This window comes from Clostridium pasteurianum (assembly GCF_001705235.1).
In the GTDB taxonomy this organism is placed as follows: Bacteria; Bacillota; Clostridia; order Clostridiales; family Clostridiaceae; genus Clostridium_S; species Clostridium_S pasteurianum_A.
In genome coordinates this window covers 618,143-638,276 of the sequence record NZ_MCGV01000001.1, presented here as the reverse complement: position 1 = coordinate 638,276, position 20,134 = coordinate 618,143, and the positions used below count along the sequence as shown (strand labels likewise).

Below are 20,134 nucleotides of genomic sequence, written 5' to 3'. Positions count from 1 at the left end.
AATATTAATGCGAAATATTAATTTAGCACCAAGTATTAGAGAAACATTATTTAATTTGCCTATAATTGAAAAAATAGAGCGTAGGGAAGCCCTTAAATATTACCTATTTTATAAAGGAAAATGTAAGTTTCCTAATGTAAACAAGGTTCAAGATGATATATTTTTAGGTCAGAGCTGGAAAAGCAATGATAATGTTGATTACACGCCTACACAAGATATAAGAAATAAGGTTAAGCCTCTATTAAAAAAGCAAGCTAGGTTTATGCTTGGGGTAGAGCCAACTATGTCATTTAAAGCTGACAATATAGAGGATGACAATGAATGTGAGGCTCTAAGAAAGTTTGTTTATGATATATTGGAAGCTAATCAATTTTGGAAAAACACCAAGCAAGCTTTTCTAATGAGTACCATTGAAAAAAGAGTACTTCTTAGAGTTGAAGCAAATCCTAATAAACCAATAGAAATAAAATATGAGAATATAGAAAATTTCTATTATGATGAGAAAAATGGAAAGCTTTTAAAAGTAGTATTTTTTGAGGAAGATGATAACAATGCATTAACTGATGATGACACAAAGAAAATTTATTATCTTCACACTTATTTTTATAGCAGAGAAAAAGAAACAGATCCTATAACTGCATTCTATAGAAAAGATAAATACTATGGTGATAATTTAACAGAACCTATAGAGACGGTGACAACTAATACAGGTTTTAGTATTCTTCCATGCTGGCTTATTAAGAATGGTGGAGAGCTTAATGATGATTTTGGAGAAAGTGATCTTGAAGACTTGATTGATGTTCAAACACTTTATAATAAGAAAAATTCAGATTTTGCAGATGCATTAAGGTTTGAAATGTTTGGTGCTACCAATATTATTGATGGTAAAAAAGAAGATGTAGATAATTTAGTTATAGCTCCAAATGCCATACATGCTATAAGAACAGATGATAAAGCAGCTGATGCAGGCAAGCAAGCAACAATGTCTAGACAAGAGTACAGCGTGAGCAGTTCAGGTGCTGTAGATTCATACTTAGATAGACTAGATAGGGATATGAGGGAGACACTTGATATTCCAACTATTAAAGATTTAAATAATATTCCAAGTGCAAAAGCAATGAAATATTTATACAATGACTTAATAGCAAGATGTGAAGAAAAATGGACTGATTGGGAGCCTATATTTAAGCAGCTTATTAATTTTATAGTTGAGGCCTCTCAATATAGTTACAGTAGCTTTAAAAAATCCTGGTTAGGTTTAAGCTATTCCATTGTATTTGGACATAATTATCCTCTACCCGAAGATGATGCAGATAAAAAGAATGTGGCAATGGCAGAAGTTAAAAATAATGTAATGAGCCATAAAGAATATATAAAGAAATATGGCGAAGTCGAAGATGCCAATGGAGAATATGGCCTTATACTAAATGAAATAACTCAAATTACTAATGCAGAAAATCATGATAAAAAAGGGCAATAGCAATTAAAATCGCCTTTTTACTTTAATTGCAGGCGTAAAAGAACAATTTAAATAGCTCTATATCGTGCCGAACACGTAAAAAACGTATTAGAGAAAAGGGAGGATTATTATAAATGCCAAAGTTAGTTGAAATTTTAGGAGAGGAAGCTTTTAAGGATATTCCAAATGAAGTAAGAGACAAGTATAGAGATGTTGATTTAGTAAATAGTTCTGCTTATATTCCTAAAGATAGATTTAAAGAGGTTACAGATGAAAAAAACGAATATAAAAAGCAGGTCGAAGAAAAGAACAAACAATTAGAAAACTTTCAAGATAAGGTTAAATATAATGAAAATTTGGCTCAGGAAATCAAAGAGCTAAAAGAGGAAAGCAGAAAAACTTCGGATAACTATGAATCTGAAATCAATAAATTTAAACTTAAGTCTGCAGTAAAAAGTGCATTAAGAGACTCAAAAGTTAGAGATGCAGATCTTGCTATGAAACTTATTGATTATAACAAAGTAAGACTCTCCAAGGATGGGACATTAGTAGGTATTAATAATCAAATTGCAAATATGAAAAAAGAAAGAGGCTATCTATTTGAAAAACAAATGGGTGGTACTGGAAGTTTTGCAACAGGCGGAACGAAAACTACACCACTTGCGACTTCTTTGGGAGAGAGACTTGCAAAGCAAAAAGCAATTTCAATGAAAAATGTACAAGAACAAAATAAATTTTTTAAATAGGAGGAACGATTCATGAGACAAAGTTCAACACAAATTATAGATTCTCAAGTTAACATACTTAAATACAATCAATATTTTTTACCTGTAAATCTTAAAGTAGCCAAAACAGCTGCAACATTAAATAGTAATGGTGTGCTTCAAGCAGGTACTATAGTAGATTCTACTGGAAAGGCCGTAAATGATGGTACTGCATTTGGTATTGTTTATGAGGATGTAGATTTTAATAATTCAACAGGTACAGAAAATGCAGCCGTATTAATATTTGGTTTTATTGATGCATCTAAATTACCAGTTGCACCATCAGATACAGCTAAAGCAGCATTAAATATGATTAAATTCTTATAATCGGGAGGAAAAAACATATGAATTTACAAGATTTTATAAATGCAAATCAAATTTCACTATATATTGAAAAGTTACCTATACAAAGTACTATAGATAAGACATTATTCCCACCTAAAAAACAACTTGGAACTGAAATAGAACTTGCTAAAGGTTCAATGAAAAAGCCAGTTGCTTTAAAGATGAGTGCCTTTGATACAGCTGTTAAATCCAGAGCATTAAGTGCTAGTTTAAACATAGAAAAAAAGGAAATGCCATTCTTTAAAGAATCGGTACTCATTAAAGAAAAGGAAAGACAATTTCTTTTACTAGCAATTCAATCAAATAATCAAAATTTAGTAGAGCAGCTTACATCTCAAATTTATGATAATTATAAAAGCTTAGTTGATGGTGCAGAAGTTCAAATGATAAGAATGAGAGCACAGGCACTTCAAACAGGAAAAATTAATATATCAACAGATGATGGTGATATTGTAGTTGATTATAATGTTCCATCTCAGCACAAGGAAACTTTAACAGGTACTGCTACATGGGATAATGAAGATGCTGATATAGTAGGAGATTTAATAAGATGGTCAAAAGTACTCACTAATAATGGATATGGAACTCCTACAAGAATTCTGCTTACAGATACAGTACTTGGTTATATCAAAAAGAATAAAGCAATAAATGGTGAACTAGTGGCTCGTAATCCTAATCTTTTAACAATAATAACAGATAATGATATTATAAATTATTTAAATGGTAAACTAGATTTATCTGTTGGTATATTGAATGGTAATTACATTGATGAAAGTGGTGCAATTCAAAATTATTATCAGGATGATTTAGTTACATTAATTCCTGAAGGAGCTTTAGGTAGTACTGTATATGGAACTACTCCAGAAGAAGCAGATAGACTTTATGGTACAGGAAAGCTAGATACAAGTATAGTTAATACAGGTGTTGCTATAACTACTATGCTAAAGGAAGATCCAGTAACAGTTGAAACTAAAGTATCTGAATTAGGAATACCTTCATTTGATAGGGTAGATGAATGCTTCTTTGCAACTGTAAAATAGATGAATAAAAAAGCAGTATGTTATAGGAAGCTGTAAAGTAAGGTGATTTTATGGCAACGAATATTGAAATATTAAAATTTAATCTTCAGGAAAAACAATATCCGTATTTTGATGATGATGATTTACAAATGCTGTTAGATACAAATGATAATGATGTTAAGAAAGCATCTTATGAGGGGTGTTTACTAAAAGCAAATGCAGATGATGGATTAACTTTATCAAATATTAAATTGTCTAGTAATAGAGACTACTGGCTAACACTTGCAAAACAATATGAGACAGGTTCATATAGTACAAGTATGAGAAGAGCTGATGAAATATGATTTGGAATGAAGATAGAAAACAGAAAATAAGAAATCAATTAATTAAAAAAGTTATGCCATTTACGGTTAAGATAGATATTTTAAGACAGCAGGATAATGTATTTAATGAGAAACAAGATTACATTAAAGTATGCACTGTAAATGGTTATTATCATACTGGTACTAGTTATATAAGCGGTTTTATAAATGATAGTTCAAGTTTAAAAAGAAGCTGTGAAGATAGATTACTTTTAATAGTTAACGATGATGTAAAAAAAATAAAAGAGCATGATCGTTTTATCTTGGATGAAGTAATGTATGAAATAATTGATAAAGGGAATATTTCGGATATTGTTTGGGATACTTATCTAAACAGAATGGAGTGATTTTATTATGCTAAAATTTGATGCAACTGATTTTTTTCTTAAGATTGCTAAAGAAGGCGATGTAAATAATGAAATGAAATCGGATGTAGCAAGTTACTGCGATAGTATAGGAACAGAAATGGAAAACTATGCAAAAGTGAATGCTCCCTGGAAAGATAGAACTGGTAATGCAAGACAAACCATAGAAGGCGGCTCAAAATGGCAAGGTGAAAGTGAGTGTGCTGCCTATGTTGCAGGAAATATGGAGTATTCACCTTATCTTGAATTGGCTCATCGTAAAGAAAGTGAACAAGATGATGGAGTAGGCATGGAAGTAGGACCTTCCTTTTCTGAGTTAGAGCTTTCTAATGAAGGTAAATATGCAATACTTAGACCAACAGTTAGAAAATTTGAACCTGAATTTGTTAACGGCATGGAGAATATTTTAAAGTAGGTGTTTTTGTGATAAATTCGGAGATTAAAGATATGTATAAACCACGTACCGTATGGGAACGTGTTTTTTTGTTTCTAAAAAATAAAGGAATAGATGTATACAGTCCAGGACAACATCAAGGTAAATGCAAGGAACCTTATGTTGTCTTAAAAAATACTGGAACATCAGGATTTGAAGGATGCAATAAAATTGGTTATCAAACTATAGATATACTGATTTATTGTCCTTCTACAAATTATAGTGACTTAGAACCTTTTGCGCAAAATATACAATTGTGTTTAAGTGAATTAAAAGAGTATATAAGACCTACAGGTAACATTACAAGCGTAGTTGTGGATACCAATATTGATGCGTATACACAAATCATAGAATATCAGGGATTACAAAAATTGAGGGGGTAATAAAATGTCAGATGCAACTACATCAAATGAAAACTTGCCAATTGCTAATATAGCGTTGGCTGAAATCATAAATGAAGTCACAGGTGAAAAATTCTATTTTGATACAGCATCTAGTGCAGATGCTAAACCTGATTTATCCAAAGGCAAAGAGGATATATTAAGGGTTAGAAATAGAATTGTAGCAATGAACAGAACAGAGGATATATGTATTGGATACACTATAAAATTAAAGGATAATGTTTTTTCACCTAAATTAATGAGTTTAATAGATGGTGGAACTTTAGTAGATTCTGTGTATGAGGGTCCTGAGATGGGAAAAGTTGTTGAAAAGGTTCCATTTACTTTGAATTTGTATTCAGAAGAAAAGGATTATGATTCCTCTACTATTCAATATGCTTGCTTTAGCTTTAAGCATAATAAAGGAAAGCCAGTGGATTTTAAATTACAAGACGGAAAATTTTATGTTCCACAATTTGAATCAACTAGTAGACCTAAGAGAGGTGAGAATCCAGTTTATATTAGTTTCCTTAGTAGTTTACCTAATGGTCAAGCAGGAGGAAATACACCAATACCTAATATTCCAACACCAACAACAGCTAGTGGCAGCACTCCAGGTGTAAGTATTGGTACAGATTATAAAGTTACATGGACATATTTAAGTGCAGTTGATAATGATGATATAACAGTTAATAATTTTAAAATAACTAGGCTTTCAGATGGTTCAATAGTTGCAGGTAATGTAACTGTTGATTCTACAGGAAAAATAGTAACTTTTGTACCTACTTCAATAGAAAATGGAGTTACTTATTCAGCAGTTGCTGCCGCAATTAGAAAAGTAGGTAGTTCAGATAAGACTACACCTGTTTCAACAGTATTTACTACTACATTATAATAGGAGGAATTTTAGATGAGCGAGTTAAAGGTAACAAGTATAGACGAATTGAAAAATATGGCTACAGAAGTTATAGAATTAAGTCCTTTTTCAGGTGACAAGCCTTTTTGCGTAAAAGTAAAAAGGCTTTCTATTTTAGGATTATGCCAAAGTGGAAAAATACCTAATCAACTTTTAGGAGTAGCAAGAAGATTATTTTATCAAGATAATGCAGATCAAATTGATTTAAAAGAGTACGGTAAGTTAATTGATATAATTTGCGAGAATACTTTAGTTGAGCCAAGCGTAAAGGAGCTCAGAGAAATAGGACTAGAATTGACTGATAGTCAACAGTTTGAATTGTGGGCATATAGCCAACAGGGAGTTGATGGCCTCAAATCCTTTCGTACAATCACAAAGGATAGTCTCAATAATAGCGATGGCAAAAATGTATCGAGTAAGGCCAAGCAAAATCTTAAATATAAAAAATGATTATACAGCTTTTTGCTTCGATGAAGCTTGTAATTACATTTTTTCTGAGCTCAGCGCTGAAAATCCAAAAACCCCTAAATGGAATGATGGAATAGAAAATAATAATATAGATAATAAATCTACAATAGAATGGATGACTAAACATAATAAAGCCTACTAAATTTAGGGCGTAAGCTAGGAGGTGATATGGTGATTAATGCAGGATCTGTAGTTGCTTTTATGGAATTAGACACTTCTAAATTTACACTTGGATTAAGCAGCGCGGGAGAACAGATGAAGCAGTTTATGGATTTAAATGATAGCGCTGAAGCTAGAGTGCAAAGTTTTAATGAATCCATGACAAATGTGGGAAGTTCAGCAGCTAATGCTTTAACACTTGTATTAGGAGAGGTTAGAAGAACTGCTACAGAAATTAGTGCTAATATTGATGAACAAATATCGAGGTTGCAATCAATTGATGGAACAATTGAAGCTGATTTTAATAAACTAAGTGGATTGGCACTTAATTTTGGAATTAGTATAAATTCAGCTGGGATTGAAGCTTCTAGTGGTATGAGGAATTTATCTACTGAAGTATTGAAATTAAATGGGTCAATGCAAGTTATACCGCCTATGTTAAATATAGTAATAGCAAAGGAAATGGATTTAGTAAATGCAACCAATGGAATGGCAGCAGTATTTAATAAAATTATATCAACAGCAGGCAGTCAAGTTGGATATATTACTGGTATGATTTCGCAAAGTGCAGCTTCAATAAGATCTGGTATTACAAGTCTTCAGGGAGTTATGCTTAATATTCTTTCAGTATTGGAACAAATTTTACAGAAACTAGATAAGTTGTCCGTTGGGTTTAACAGTTGTAGTGTATCATGTCAAAATGTGTGCAATGTAATAGTAAAATCAGCGAAATCAATAAAAAGTGCTATTGCTGAAACAGGAAAAAAAGATATATTTGATGAAATAAAAGAAAAAGTTGAAACTTTTAATACAGTGGTAGAGGCAATAGAAAAAGTTATTAAAATCTTAAAAAAGTTAGGCGAGCATCTTTTTAAAGATGGAAAAGATGTTAAAACATTTGGTTCAATTGTAGGAGCAGTTTTTAATGCGTTGCCTGGAATTATTAGTCCACCAGTTTTAATAGCAGTTGCTATAATAGCTGCATTAGGATTGATAGTTTATGAAGTAGTAAAGCATTGGGATGCACTTAGCAAGGCAGCATCAGATTTAGGAAAATATCTAGATAGCGTATTCAAATGGTGGCAAAATGCATTTAAATCAGGTTGGAACAGCGTAATAGGATTCTTAAAAAATATAAATTTATCTCATATAGGAAAAAATATAATAGATGGATTAATTAATGGAATAGCAAGCGGAGCGGGAGCACTTGTTAACAAGATGAAAAGTGTTGGAGGAAAAATCAAGGATACTCTTAAATCAATATTGGGTATACATTCTCCATCAACTGTATTTGCTAGTTATGGAGTTTATACAGGGCAAGGATATATTGAGGGTATTGACAAAATGCAGTCGCCTATACAGGAAAGAATGGCAACTATGGCTAATGGAATAAAAAACATTGGAAAGGTAAAGCCTGACTTTAAAGGATTAGACGATGCTGTTTTAGGAAGCGGTAATGCTGCTAATGGATCTCATGCTAGTACAAGTAATTTAAATAATAATCAAAAGCATATGGAATTTAAACCAACCATAAATATGTATGTTACTGTGGCTGATACGGGAGATAAAGGTACGCAGCAGTTAACAACTGCCTTAAAGGATATGACAACAAAATCACTTAAAAATACTGTTGCAGACATGTTCTTAAAAGATGCATTTAGACTATAGGAGGTGTTTATATGGCAGATTACAATGAACCACAATTATTGTGTGAAGGCACAAAAGTAAATTGCACTATTACAGACTATACGCCCCCTAAACCTAGCATAAAAAGAATAGCAAATAAAACACTTAATGGACACAGTAAATTTCAACAGGTAGGTGGAACTGATTGTCTAATTGATTTCACAGTAGTTTTTAATATAGAAGATGGTAATATTACAGACTATAAAAATTTTATGGCGAGCTTTTATAAGGAATTTACTTTTATAGATGAATGGGGTTACAACTATACAGGATATATGCAGGGAGACTGGCAAGTTAAAAATCCAATTGAAGGGGACATATATTATATTCCAGTAGAAATGATATGTCCTTGTAATGCAGGTACAGCGGGGTGGTAATATGGAAAATCCTACGTTTCAACTTAGAAAGTGGGCTAAACATGATTCTAATCATGAATTAAATAGTTATTTTGATGATTTAAGCGATTATGTGATAGACTTTAGGATCAGTAGAAGATATGGTACAAATATAAATGAACTTGAAATAACCTTTAACAATATCGATCATATGTTTAAGCCAAATCCAGCAGGGGGTGTTGGAGATACTGATGGACTACATCATTTAATAGACAACATGGATAGAATTCAATTACTGATTAATGGAGTAGTTGAATTTACTGGCTTTTTGACGGATTATTCTACAAAAGCAGATGATAAAACAGCGGTTGGTACTGTACATGATGTTTCTTGTTTACTAAAAAGGGGAATTAATCTATTCCCTAGACCAGAATTAAAGCACTCTAGTATGGGAGCAATAGAGGCAATTATAACGGCAGGCGGAATGGTCAATGTACCCATTAATATAGATGATAGAGTAAAAGCTAAAGACTATACAATAAGTGAAGTAACATTTGACTGCGGCACAATTGCATATGATATGATTTCAGAAATATGTGATTCTTTAGGTGCACAACTAATTTGTACTAAAGATGGAACAGTTGAAATAATACCTTTATATGATGGTACAATACCATCAGTGCTTGATTTTGATTATAATGATGTAGATCATGTAACAAGTGGTGATAGGAAAGTTCAAACATCTGAGCTTTATCCATCAATTTGGGTATATAATTCTGATGATTCTTCTGGTATAAGTAAAGGTAAAATGTTTAGAGATAAGAATATGTATGATTATCTTAATCAGTGGGACAGCTGCTTGAAAGTGAATTCTAAATATGCATTAGATCAGCAGACTTATTGTAACATTGCATATACTAAATACATGGAAATGTGGAGAGAAAGTACATCAGGTGATGCAGTAACTGCATATGGAAATACTTCAATGGATATTGGACAAATAGGCAAAATATCTTATGATGATGATGCAAGTAATTATTTAGTAATTGGGTTAACAACGCAGTTTAATGATAGCACAGGATATACTGATACATTAGAGATTCAGGATGCAACATTAAAACCATATGTTATATATTTAGGCCAAATGTTAGAATGTGGTAACATTAGGGATCAAATCGTTAAGCAAGTTGAAAGTTATGGAGGAACACTATTTGAGCCAGGTGCGTACCTTAGGTCAGGTGAGTGGGGAATGGTAGATGAGGCACTTATTACTCATGTACTCATTGATTTGGGAATGAAAAGTCCAGATACATTAACTACAAGTCAAGAGACAATAGAAAATGATTGGTGTATAAAAGTTGATGAAGCAGATTTGAAGCCTGGAGATATTGTTACGTGGAATCATGACCTTCATGAGATGGGATGGTACGTGGGTAATGGAATGGTATGGGAGGTTTGGGGATCTATATTAAAAAATAATACTCCTCAAGCTATGAGAGCACATAGATATTGGGTAAAAGGAATTCAAAAGCCACCGGGTATAACGGTATGGAGATTAAAGGAGCTGAAGGATTGTGACTGATTATTATAGAGACTTTACAAAACCAGTTAAATTAGTATTTAGTAGGCTTGTTAATAAAATGCAAATAAGTGGAGCAATTGGAGCGACTAGAACCATTCCCTCACCCTCTAGAATTCCAGCGTATGACCCTACTGAATATCCATGTAAGATAGTACGTGATAATAATAATAAAGTTATAGAGCTTCAATATGGCACAGGGTTTAATGGTGATTGTGAATGGAAGCAAGATATAGTAAGAGATGGCAGTGGAATGGTTATTTCTATAAAGGAAACTACACCTGATGGTGTCGGCAGTATTGTCTTATATAGGGATAGCACTGGCAAGGTTACTAAAATTGACTATGAATAGAAGGTGTTAAAATGGGACTACCCTCATATGTTATAAATTTTGACGAGTTAGCAGATGCAATAAAAGATTATTTACAAAATGGAATTAAAGTTGATATTCCGAATATGTCATTTTCAACATCTAATATTGAAAGTCTTTTAAAAGATATATCAGATAAGATACAAGGCGTAAATTACAGTGACTTAATTACTGCACTTAATGATTTGGGGGTTAAAATAGATACATTAGAAAGTGCAGCAGGTATAATTGGGGTACAGAGAATTTATGGGCAAACATTACAAATTCCTGCAAGTACCGGTCAATATTCAATAAGTTTTTCAGCACCTTCAGGTGGTAAACTTACAGATATAACATATTCACTTAGTGCATGGAATTATCAAGATACCTGGGATTTAGATGTAGGAAGTACATCACTTTTTAAAAATGTTACTACCAAGGAATATGGTGAAAATAAGCATTTTGAGAGCTTTTATAAGGTAAACACAGGGGATGTAATTAAGTTAACATATACCAATAAAAGCGGTTCTGCACGTACCCTCTGGGCTGATTTTGCTATATTGGAGAATTCGTAATGGCGGATATAGACAGTGTACCAAGATATATAGTAAATTTTTACGAACTTGAACAGAGACTTAGAGAATTACTTTTAAAAGATGTTTATAAGAATATGATTACGAGCTATCCCCAGCTTGATACGGATGGCATAAGCGATATACTGGGATATATAGAAAGTCTAATGCCTGATGTAAAATACAAAGATATAAAAAATGAAATAGATCAATTTATATTATATAAATATGATGGAACACAGCAAATTGAAGGGGCTGTACTTAATATACCTGCAATTAGAAATGATTATAAAGTTGATTTCACATTTGATAAAGATGTGTTTTTAACTGGACTTCATTTAAATGAAACAGGTTGGAAAAAGGAAGATACATACAGCCTTAAAATAGATAAATCAGAAATAATATACAATGCATTCACAAAAGAAATAGGAGAGCATAAGCACTTTAACACTTATTATAAAGTTGATGCTGATACTCCTGTTTCTTTTATTTTTCACAGTAAAAGTGGCAATAGCAGGCAGGTTCTAGTTGATTTAGAGTATATACAAGGTCAAAGGAAAACAATTAGTCCCCCAGCACCAACCAATCCAGACATATCAGACATATCTAATGATTGGGATGTAGCAGTTCGTATGCAGTGGGAGGAAAATACTCCATGTGATATGGATTTACATGGTGTTATAGGTAAGAAACATGTTTATTTTGGTAATGAAAAAGAAGATAATTTTTATTTAAACTGGGATTATATAACTCATATGGATAATTGTAATCCAGAGATACTTTCAGTTAAAGGGTACAATAATGACACTTTATATATTTATATTAGAAACTATAATGGTAAGCAATTAAGTAAACCGGTGAGTGTAAAGGTATATTTTAATAAATCATACGGAATTGTGCTAGTAAAAGAATATAGCATAGAAGTTGCTGCAGAAGTATCAGCAACATATAGCGTATGTAAAATAGATTTAAAAACGAAAAGCATAACGGATATGCTTCAAAAGGTAAATAATATTTAAAAGATTTATGCTAATCTTGCTATATTGGAGGATTCGCAATGGCGGATGGAGACAGCGTACCAAGATATATATAAATTTAGGAGGCAATTAAATGGCTATTATAGAAGATTTTTATTACAATGAAGGAAGTGCGAGCGTAAAGGATTTAGTCAAAACGCTTGCAGAAGAAATAACTCAGAATGCGGGTACTTATAAATGGAATTTAGTTTATCCGACAACTTTAGATAAAATTGGTTCATCAGGGGCATCAACTACAATAGATTTGATAACAGATAAGAGTACAACAGATAAAGTCCAGACTGTATATACATTAAACTCTCAAAATGATATGTGCATATTAGGATGTGAAACACTTTATTATAAAGATCATCCTTTTTATTTAAAAATAGATAGATTAGCAGTAGATTTAACTGATGCAGAGAAAAAAGCAATTCAAGAATTTTCAAGCTTGCATTCATATTCAGTAACAAATGACAGCGGTTATACCGCTTATTATACTAGAACAGATGCACAGGTTTTAGAAATGATGAGTAAGAACGGAACATTTAGCTCTTATGTAAGTGCTAAGTGTGGTGGTCAATCTTTAAATAACATAAGACTTCAAATTGCTACATCACTTAATTCTGATGGTACTGATATTGATGTAAGTAAGGATATACAAAGTGAGTACAATTATAGACTAGCATGGTATAAGAAGTTGCAGCCTGAAATAAAAGATTATCTTCCAGTGCAATTTTGGATATCAATGACAAAGGATAGCATAAATCTTGTGCTGCGTGGTGATCCATCAGCAGATGTTGCACCATATGATAACTATTTGACATCATATGCATATATTGGCGCACTAAAACCAGTTGAAGATTCAGCGTATACAGATGACCAATACAACTTTGGTATTACAGTATCTAGTGATGTTGAACCTAATTACAGTAATCCATATGGAGTTAGGACAGCTACAGGGGTTACAGATGTTGCAATGATAGCAAATAAAATAGGAATGCCATATCAGCCTCATTACCCAGCTTTTTATAGTACTAATCCTTTCATGGACAAGTGCAATGTAGAAGGTTCAAGATGGAATCTTAAGAAGCATCAATTTAGTGATATAACATTAGTTCATCCAATAGATATGGAGAGAGGAAAAATGCAAAATATTCTTGCAGGAGATTCTTGTGGAATTGATGATAGCGATAAATTAGTATACAGAAAAGGAACTGATAATGAGGAAAACTACAAGAAATTTAAGATTACAGCACCATTTAATTTCTTGAATAACAGTGCAAATGTAAACTATTGTATTGCAATAAGATGCTATCAAGCTACTAACTAATAGGGAAGTGATTATATGCCCTTACATGCAGTTCCCTTATGCGATTTTGAATATGTAAGGGACAATACTCAAAATGTTTTTAATTATAAAGGTTACTTAACACCTCTTGGAAATTTTAAGTATACATCTGATGTTTCGAGTGCAGTATTTGAATATGATACTACTGAAAATTTATCGAAATATCAAGGAACAAAACTCTTTTATAATGAAAATAGAAAAGAAATATATAAGAGCAACAGCAAAATGTTTAAAATTTATATTAAAAACATGGCAAAAATTCATGGTAGAGAGCTATTTGACAATAAATATAAGACGGTTACTAAGCATCTAAATAAAGAGTTAGAATCTTTAAATAAAAAGATATCAAAAAATATTGATAAAATTTTAGAACAAAATAATATTCTAATAGAAGAAATAAAAGGCATAAATTTAGATGGTACTAGGATTAAAGCAATAAACATTGAAAAATCTTTTGAATTAAATGAGGCAGAAAACAGGCTTATAAATATTAAAAAATATTTTGAACTAGGTAGAGCAGAAATTAAGCTTATAAATATTGAAAAATCTTTTGAATTAAGTAATGCGGAATTGAAACTTATAAATATTAAAATCTATAAGGAAATAGCCTATTCTAAGTTAAGGGAGTTTGATAAAAGCATATCTCCTTTTTATATGAATAGGTTAAATGTATCTTTCTTAAATAAATTTCAAAATATATTTTTGGACAGGAGTGTACTTAAAAATATAGATAAAATCCTGTTACAAAAGCCACTTGAAGTCAATGAAAGAAATATGTATGAGGCAAATAAAATAGCGTTAGATAGAGTATGCTTAAAGTTTATGGATATTAATACTTATCGCTTTTACGAGAAAGTTGCCTTAAGGAATATAGATAAATTTAGAGGTATGTCTCCGGTTTATAAGAACAATTTAAAAGATTTTACAAAATCAAATGAAAATTATTTATATAGGGTAGCACTTAAATGTATAGATAATTCTTTAAGATCTCAATTAATGCATAGGGGATTTTTCAATAATATTTATAAATCATATGAAAAATATACAGATAGGATAGGCATTAAAACTGCGTTCAAACATTCAAAGATATTGTTAAGGAGAAATGCACAGAAAAGGCTACTTAAGGGCAACAAGATTGATAATATGCTTAAAGAAAAAATAATAAATATGTCTAAGAGCAGCGAAATAGATATGTTTAAAGAAAAAATAATAAAGGCATATAAGAGCAGAGAATTTTCTATATTTAGAGAAACAAAAGTAAAAATATTTAAAATTGGTGGAATCTTCGTTAATAATACTAGCCAATGTATTATTGATAAGAAGATTGAAAAAGAACTAATGCTCTTAAGGATGTTTAATATAGATAAATCATATGAAAAATATGTGAGCAGCAGCGTAGGAAAGCTGGATAAAAAAGAGCATAAATATATTGAAAGGCAGTCAGCTAATAAGGACATATATGTAGAAAACAGCAGCAAATATATAGATGTTGTAAGACGCTGGTGGTGGCTTAATTCTTTAGAGCCAAAGGATAGCATAATAATTCCGGATGTAGATTATGAATATTCAGGAGATCAGCTATATAATCATGATTACGAATATTTAAGATTTATAGACCACCCTATTCCGTGGGGTTCTGATTATGGTCTTCATGAATATCCTATAAGCATTGAAATTATGCTGGATTTGGTAAATATTTTATTAGAATTATGGCATGATAATGTACAAGCATGGTTATGTGTTACGGGGAAAGAAAGCATACAGTTTATTATGGAGATCTTATATGACTGGTACAATTTAGAGAGTTCTAAACCTAATAAGGATTATTATAGAGCCTATAGGTGGATTAGGTGGGAAGCTGAAAAGGTGTATTTTTTAGATTTGGATAATGGATTACAGGCTGTAGGTGTACTTATTGCAAATTTAATTGATTATTTAAAACAGCACCATTTTAATATTGTACCAATATGGAGAAACCCAAAAGCCATGAGTATAGAAAGAAATTTCAATAGAATGGCTCAAAATGACGATTTAATAAAAGCTTTAGATAAAAATAAAGGTAAAAGACATTATTATATTAAGGAGTGATATTATGACAATACCAAGTACAATAAATTTTAAAAATCCCCGCCAAAAGGAATGGGGAATAATACAAAATAATAACTTAGTTGCACTAAACTATGGTTTTATAACAGATACTACTGGTAAAGCAATAAATTCATATTCTACAAATTGTTATGAAAATATGCTTGAACAGGCAAAATTACTTATAGCACAGGGAGTTGGAACTGCCAATATAGAGGTCGTTGAATTTGTACCATATGATTATTTAATGCAGCCTAGGGAATAGTCTAATGAAGTTATTAAAGATTGAAGATGGAAAAATTGATGGCAATTTCTATTTGACCTCTGATTTTACGGATTTTTTAGGAAGTGCAAATGTTAAAAGGGATACAGTAAATAACACTGTATCCCTTATTTCTAATACAAACATTGAAAGAAAGTTTAATTTTGATGAGTTTGTTATTGAAATCAAGAAGCAAAATTGGGGAGAGTATGAAGATAATGATTTTAATGAGTGCTATGTAGGAACTGACAATGGCATTTACGGAATAATAGATGATAAAGATGGCGAAGAGTCATATTGGAAGCTGCTTGTTCAGGAGGGATATATTCAGGTCTATAGCAGTGATGATGGAATATCATGGACAAACTGCAATGGAGTAAAGTTACCAGACAAAATTACAAGGCAGGGATTTAAAAAGCAAGGAGCTAAAGATTTTGTATTACAAGATTATAATGTGTATAAAAATCCTTATGTGACAATTTTTAATTTTCCCAAAGGAACTACGGCAGTACTTCAAGATAAAGATGGCAATGAAATAAAGAGAGAAATTTTTGATGATTCTATGCAAGTTCAAATATATTTGGATAGTTGCATGCAGGGGAAACTAAGTTTTTTAGATTCTTCAAAAGTAGTTATTTATACAACTGATATTATTAATTTACAGTATGGAGATGTGTATTGCTTTAGTAAATACGATTTAGAAGTGATATATAAAGGTAAGGTTGTGTCTAACCCAGAAATGTTAGATTCATTATATGAAAAAATTTCAATCACTAATATAGGATCTTCTGCATATTCAGATATAAAAGTAGGAATAGATAATTATGGTAATGATTTAATACAACTTAGTTTAGATAAGGCTATATTTTTAGATACAATTACTATAAATAATATACAACCTAATGAAAGCATTGATATATATATTAAAATAACAAAATTAATAGATAACTACAACTACACGGCAAGAAACTTTCAGCTTATTATAGAGTAGGTGATAAATTGGGCAAATTTTTTAACGTTTTGGGAAACAACAATTTTACGGATGAAGAAAAGGGAAAAGTAAGTAAATTAATTGTAAATGGTGATGGAACTAAATATCTTAGTGATAATGGTACCTATAAAACTGTATCTTTGAGTGAAGGTTCAAGTAATATTATTCAACCTACAGAATCACCTATTTTGTTAAATGCAGGAGAAGAGGGTTTTATTAATACTCCCGAAATAACAAGTAATAAATATCTTTTATCGGTACAGGAGCATTATTTGCCAAGCGCTATAACAAATACACAAATTAATTTTAAAAATTCAAATGATTATACAGGTCAAAGCGATTCAGTTATAATTGATAATAAAGTAGAACTGGATATTTATACAAAATTATTAATGCATATGGATAATAGCACAATTAAAGATGAATGTGGTCATACAGTTACTAGTAATGGAGTTACATTAAACACAAATAACAAAAAATTTGGTGATAGCAGTGCTTATTTTAATGGTAGCAGCTATCTAAGTATTCCAAATCCAGATTATTTTTGCTTTGGAAAAGAAGATTTTACAATTGATTTTTGGATGAATTTATCAGTTTATCAGAGTAATAAATATTTCGTTTCATTTAATCAAGATCATAATTTTGGATTAGCAACATCAAATACAATAGGAAATTCATTATGTTTAATGCTAGGAAATGGAGGAGGATGGATACAAGGTATTGAAACAGGTGAAAATACTGTATTAACCAATACATGGCAGCATGTAGCTTTGGTAAGAAGCGGAAAAATAATAACACTGTATCTAGATGGAGTTTCTAAAATATCTATGAATGTAGGGGATTATAGTCTCTTAAATCCTAACAGTATAGTTACAATAGGAAGTGCTCCGTGGTTTTCTTCATACATTAATGGATATATAGATGAATTTAGAGTATCTCATATGGCAAGATGGACAGGTAATTTTACACCACCAACAAGAGAATCAAATTATGTTCTTCCAAACTCTGAAATGTTTTATTTAGAAACGACAAATGTTGTTAATTACCCTATAAAATATGTAGATACATTTAGTTCTTTATTCATACCTATTACGTTGCCAACAAATACAGCTGTAAAATGTTTATTTAGTGTAGACAATAACACAACATGGTTATATAAAGACAGTAATGGAATTCACAAGTTTACTGATGATTTATCTTCTGATTGGGGCAATAAAGGTAATAGTAATACAGATTTGCAAACTTACTTTACAAATTTAACTTTAGAACAATTAAAAAATGATTTAACAGTTTTAGGAATAATTCCGTCAACTTTAGGTTTTGCATTTCAATTAAGTACGACTGATAATACTGTAACGCCTTGCATAAGCCCGATTACACTAAATTATAAAACTATGGCACACGATGAAATTGCAAGTTGTGGAAGTTATGATGAGACTACTGTAAAATTTCAGATAAAAAAAGTTGATGATACAACATTCAGTATAAAAAATAATACTTCTGAGCCAAGACAGGCAATAGTGAATATAGATGTCTCGGGTTCACCCTCAAATGGAGATAGTAAAATCAGGTTAACAGGGGATTTAAGCGGCACTTATGATAAACCTGAAGTAATAGGTATAAACAGTATTCCTGTAGATGATTCAACTAGAACAGGTAATTTGCCACTTTTAGGTTATAATCCTTCTACTAAGAAACATGAATATTTTACTGTTTCAATGGGCAATATTATTAATTCTAGTGGAGACATAGTACAGCCAGAAGGTAGCCCCATAAGTATTAGTCAAGGACAAGAGGTAATTGTCAATCATAATGAAGTTAAAAATAATAAAATGATGATGCAAATATTAGAAGAAATTCCTGGTAGCACTGTATCAGACACCAGTAACAATTTTAGTGATGCTAATGATTATGTTAAGGAAAATGACAACACTATAATAAAAAATGGAAATGCTACATTAACTAGCGATGGAATTGATAGTTATACTAAGTTAATGCTGCACATGGATGAAGGAACATTTAAAGATGAATGTGGACATACTGTCACAAATAATGGTGTTGTATTAGAATCCACAAATAAGAAATTTGGAAACGGAAGTGCTTCTTTTAATAATTCAGGATCATCTTATTTGTCAATTCCACATGATGCTGAATTATGCATGGACAGTTCTGATTTTACAATAGACTTTCAGTTATATCTTACAAGCAGCAGTAATGGTTATTTAATAAATAATTCTGGAAAGACTGGAGCATGGCCTCCAAACTATTCTGTAATATATGAAAATGAATATGGGAACTTAAGATTTATTATTGGCAATTCTGATGATCCAGCAAAAAATATAAATATGACATATATTTACAATAACGGTAACGCATTAAATCAATGGCAACATATGGCTATAGCAAAGAAAAATAGTAATATTTATATATTTATAAATGGAAAATTATTATATACTACAACCTTATCATTTGTACCTTCATATAGAAATACACCTATATATATAGGAAGAGATTTAGATTCTAGTTTCCCTCTTGTTAATACTTATATAGACGAAGTAAGAATATCTAAAGGCATAGCTAGATGGACAGAAGATTTTATACCTCCTACAAAAGAATATAGTGGATATTCAATAATCCCAAGTTATATAACTACAAGAGTAACATCTATTAGTTTAAATACAGTATCTAAAATTAATTCCATATCATCGACTGTAACTGTTCCAACAAATACTTCTATTAAATGGTTAGTTTCATTTGATGGTAGAAAAAAGTGGTTATATCATGATGGTGATGGTTGGCATATAGCAGTAGATACAGGTGCAGGAGGAAATTTATCTGAAAGTAGTGCTTTTACTAATAGTAATTTATATTCTGATATAGGGGTTTATTTTACTAATTTAACTATAGCTCAATTAACTTCTGATTTAAGTGGCTTAAGCATAGCTCCGATACAACTAGATTTTGCATGGCTATTGAGCACAACAGATGCAGCGCTTACTCCATCCATTGGTGAAATAATTATTGATTATACGGAGAATTCTCATTATGAACTAGCTTCGGAGGGAGCACTCAAAGATAAAAATGTTTCATATGGAGTTAAAAGAATTAGTTCTACTACAACAGGAATAAAGAAAATCAGTGAAGGTACTACTAATATAATACCAAATATAATCATAGATACTTTGGGCTCATCTCAAAATGAAAATTTTGAAATATTTAATTTATAGAAATGAAGTGA

At 31.1% G+C, this 20,134-nt stretch carries 21 protein-coding genes; all 21 read left to right on the top strand.

Translation table 11 applies throughout. The features are described 5' to 3' along the window. The first annotated feature begins 7 nt into the window (after positions 1–7). The 21 genes from BEE63_RS02925 to BEE63_RS02820 all read left to right on the top strand — a co-directional run bounded on the left by BEE63_RS02925 (position 8) and on the right by BEE63_RS02820 (position 20,123). Positions 8–1,480, top strand: coding sequence for a phage portal protein (locus BEE63_RS02925; protein ID WP_066019960.1), 1,473 nt, complete (start codon positions 8–10; stop codon positions 1,478–1,480). 113 nt (positions 1,481–1,593) lie between these two features. Next, a complete protein-coding gene (locus BEE63_RS02920) occupies positions 1,594–2,205 on the top strand; it encodes a phage scaffolding protein (protein WP_066019959.1) in 612 nt (203 codons plus the stop codon). 12 nt (positions 2,206–2,217) lie between these two features. Next, positions 2,218–2,550, top strand: a complete 333-nt coding sequence (locus tag BEE63_RS02915; protein ID WP_066019958.1) for a hypothetical protein — start codon at positions 2,218–2,220, stop codon at positions 2,548–2,550. 17 nt (positions 2,551–2,567) lie between these two features. Then, complete coding sequence (locus BEE63_RS02910) at positions 2,568–3,608, top strand: major capsid protein (protein ID WP_066019957.1); 1,041 nt, start codon at positions 2,568–2,570, stop codon at positions 3,606–3,608. Positions 3,609–3,658: 50 nt separating this feature from the next. Further along, positions 3,659–3,931, top strand: a complete 273-nt coding sequence (locus tag BEE63_RS02905) for a hypothetical protein (protein WP_066019956.1) — start codon at positions 3,659–3,661, stop codon at positions 3,929–3,931. After that, positions 3,928–4,296 (top strand): hypothetical protein, encoded by a 369-nt coding sequence (locus BEE63_RS02900; RefSeq protein ID WP_066019955.1) that lies wholly within the window; start codon positions 3,928–3,930, stop codon positions 4,294–4,296. Before BEE63_RS02905 ends, BEE63_RS02900 begins: the two co-directional genes overlap by 4 nt. A gap of 7 nt (positions 4,297–4,303) precedes the next feature. Continuing rightward, positions 4,304–4,729, top strand: coding sequence for a hypothetical protein (locus BEE63_RS02895; protein WP_066019954.1), 426 nt, complete (start codon positions 4,304–4,306; stop codon positions 4,727–4,729). 32 nt (positions 4,730–4,761) lie between these two features. Next, complete coding sequence (locus tag BEE63_RS02890; RefSeq protein ID WP_066019953.1) at positions 4,762–5,130, top strand: hypothetical protein; 369 nt, start codon at positions 4,762–4,764, stop codon at positions 5,128–5,130. Positions 5,131–5,134: 4 nt separating this feature from the next. Continuing rightward, positions 5,135–6,022 (top strand): hypothetical protein, encoded by an 888-nt coding sequence (locus BEE63_RS02885; protein WP_081312449.1) that lies wholly within the window; start codon positions 5,135–5,137, stop codon positions 6,020–6,022. Between the two features lie 15 nt (positions 6,023–6,037). Continuing rightward, positions 6,038–6,493: a hypothetical protein gene (locus BEE63_RS02880; RefSeq protein ID WP_066019952.1), complete on the top strand. Its 456-nt coding sequence runs from the start codon at positions 6,038–6,040 to the stop codon at positions 6,491–6,493. Between the two features lie 186 nt (positions 6,494–6,679). Further along, positions 6,680–8,338, top strand: a complete 1,659-nt coding sequence (locus BEE63_RS02870) for a phage tail protein (RefSeq protein ID WP_139111552.1) — start codon at positions 6,680–6,682, stop codon at positions 8,336–8,338. Between the two features lie 11 nt (positions 8,339–8,349). After that, a complete protein-coding gene (locus tag BEE63_RS02865; RefSeq protein ID WP_066019949.1) occupies positions 8,350–8,733 on the top strand; it encodes a hypothetical protein in 384 nt (127 codons plus the stop codon). A gap of 1 nt (position 8,734) precedes the next feature. Beyond that, on the top strand, positions 8,735–10,273 hold the full coding sequence (locus BEE63_RS02860; protein WP_066019948.1) for a hypothetical protein: 1,539 nt from the start codon (positions 8,735–8,737) through the stop codon (positions 10,271–10,273). Continuing rightward, positions 10,266–10,622, top strand: coding sequence for a hypothetical protein (locus tag BEE63_RS02855; RefSeq protein WP_081312448.1), 357 nt, complete (start codon positions 10,266–10,268; stop codon positions 10,620–10,622). The genes BEE63_RS02860 and BEE63_RS02855 overlap by 8 nt, the downstream gene beginning before the upstream one ends. 11 nt (positions 10,623–10,633) lie before the next feature. Then, complete coding sequence (locus tag BEE63_RS02850) at positions 10,634–11,194, top strand: hypothetical protein (RefSeq protein ID WP_066019947.1); 561 nt, start codon at positions 10,634–10,636, stop codon at positions 11,192–11,194. Further along, entirely contained in the window at positions 11,194–12,210 is a 1,017-nt protein-coding gene (locus BEE63_RS02845; RefSeq protein WP_066019946.1) for a hypothetical protein, read from the top strand. Before BEE63_RS02850 ends, BEE63_RS02845 begins: the two co-directional genes overlap by 1 nt. 91 nt (positions 12,211–12,301) lie before the next feature. After that, positions 12,302–13,540, top strand: a complete 1,239-nt coding sequence (locus tag BEE63_RS02840; RefSeq protein WP_066019945.1) for a hypothetical protein — start codon at positions 12,302–12,304, stop codon at positions 13,538–13,540. A 15-nt stretch (positions 13,541–13,555) separates the two neighbouring features. Further along, positions 13,556–15,646 (top strand): hypothetical protein, encoded by a 2,091-nt coding sequence (locus BEE63_RS02835; protein WP_066019944.1) that lies wholly within the window; start codon positions 13,556–13,558, stop codon positions 15,644–15,646. A gap of 4 nt (positions 15,647–15,650) precedes the next feature. Further along, complete coding sequence (locus BEE63_RS02830) at positions 15,651–15,908, top strand: hypothetical protein (protein ID WP_066019943.1); 258 nt, start codon at positions 15,651–15,653, stop codon at positions 15,906–15,908. Between the two features lie 4 nt (positions 15,909–15,912). Further along, positions 15,913–16,896, top strand: a complete 984-nt coding sequence (locus tag BEE63_RS02825; RefSeq protein WP_066019942.1) for a hypothetical protein — start codon at positions 15,913–15,915, stop codon at positions 16,894–16,896. 8 nt (positions 16,897–16,904) lie between these two features. Continuing rightward, on the top strand, positions 16,905–20,123 hold the full coding sequence (locus BEE63_RS02820; protein ID WP_066019941.1) for a LamG domain-containing protein: 3,219 nt from the start codon (positions 16,905–16,907) through the stop codon (positions 20,121–20,123). Positions 20,124–20,134: the final 11 nt, after the last annotated feature.

What these genes read in the sequence shown, in the direction of transcription:
- BEE63_RS02925 (WP_066019960.1), top strand. Translation starts at nt 8, where the DNA reads ATGCGAAATATTAATTTAGCACCAAGTATTAGAGAAACATTATTTAAT.
- BEE63_RS02920 (WP_066019959.1), top strand. Translation starts at nt 1,594, where the DNA reads ATGCCAAAGTTAGTTGAAATTTTAGGAGAGGAAGCTTTTAAGGATATT.
- BEE63_RS02915 (WP_066019958.1), top strand. Translation starts at nt 2,218, where the DNA reads ATGAGACAAAGTTCAACACAAATTATAGATTCTCAAGTTAACATACTT.
- BEE63_RS02910 (WP_066019957.1), top strand. Translation starts at nt 2,568, where the DNA reads ATGAATTTACAAGATTTTATAAATGCAAATCAAATTTCACTATATATT.
- BEE63_RS02905 (WP_066019956.1), top strand. Translation starts at nt 3,659, where the DNA reads ATGGCAACGAATATTGAAATATTAAAATTTAATCTTCAGGAAAAACAA.
- BEE63_RS02900 (WP_066019955.1), top strand. Translation starts at nt 3,928, where the DNA reads ATGATTTGGAATGAAGATAGAAAACAGAAAATAAGAAATCAATTAATT.
- BEE63_RS02895 (WP_066019954.1), top strand. Translation starts at nt 4,304, where the DNA reads ATGCTAAAATTTGATGCAACTGATTTTTTTCTTAAGATTGCTAAAGAA.
- BEE63_RS02890 (WP_066019953.1), top strand. Translation starts at nt 4,762, where the DNA reads ATGTATAAACCACGTACCGTATGGGAACGTGTTTTTTTGTTTCTAAAA.
- BEE63_RS02885 (WP_081312449.1), top strand. Translation starts at nt 5,135, where the DNA reads ATGTCAGATGCAACTACATCAAATGAAAACTTGCCAATTGCTAATATA.
- BEE63_RS02880 (WP_066019952.1), top strand. Translation starts at nt 6,038, where the DNA reads ATGAGCGAGTTAAAGGTAACAAGTATAGACGAATTGAAAAATATGGCT.
- BEE63_RS02870 (WP_139111552.1), top strand. Translation starts at nt 6,680, where the DNA reads ATGGTGATTAATGCAGGATCTGTAGTTGCTTTTATGGAATTAGACACT.
- BEE63_RS02865 (WP_066019949.1), top strand. Translation starts at nt 8,350, where the DNA reads ATGGCAGATTACAATGAACCACAATTATTGTGTGAAGGCACAAAAGTA.
- BEE63_RS02860 (WP_066019948.1), top strand. Translation starts at nt 8,735, where the DNA reads ATGGAAAATCCTACGTTTCAACTTAGAAAGTGGGCTAAACATGATTCT.
- BEE63_RS02850 (WP_066019947.1), top strand. Translation starts at nt 10,634, where the DNA reads ATGGGACTACCCTCATATGTTATAAATTTTGACGAGTTAGCAGATGCA.
- BEE63_RS02845 (WP_066019946.1), top strand. Translation starts at nt 11,194, where the DNA reads ATGGCGGATATAGACAGTGTACCAAGATATATAGTAAATTTTTACGAA.
- BEE63_RS02840 (WP_066019945.1), top strand. Translation starts at nt 12,302, where the DNA reads ATGGCTATTATAGAAGATTTTTATTACAATGAAGGAAGTGCGAGCGTA.
- BEE63_RS02835 (WP_066019944.1), top strand. Translation starts at nt 13,556, where the DNA reads ATGCCCTTACATGCAGTTCCCTTATGCGATTTTGAATATGTAAGGGAC.
- BEE63_RS02830 (WP_066019943.1), top strand. Translation starts at nt 15,651, where the DNA reads ATGACAATACCAAGTACAATAAATTTTAAAAATCCCCGCCAAAAGGAA.
- BEE63_RS02825 (WP_066019942.1), top strand. Translation starts at nt 15,913, where the DNA reads ATGAAGTTATTAAAGATTGAAGATGGAAAAATTGATGGCAATTTCTAT.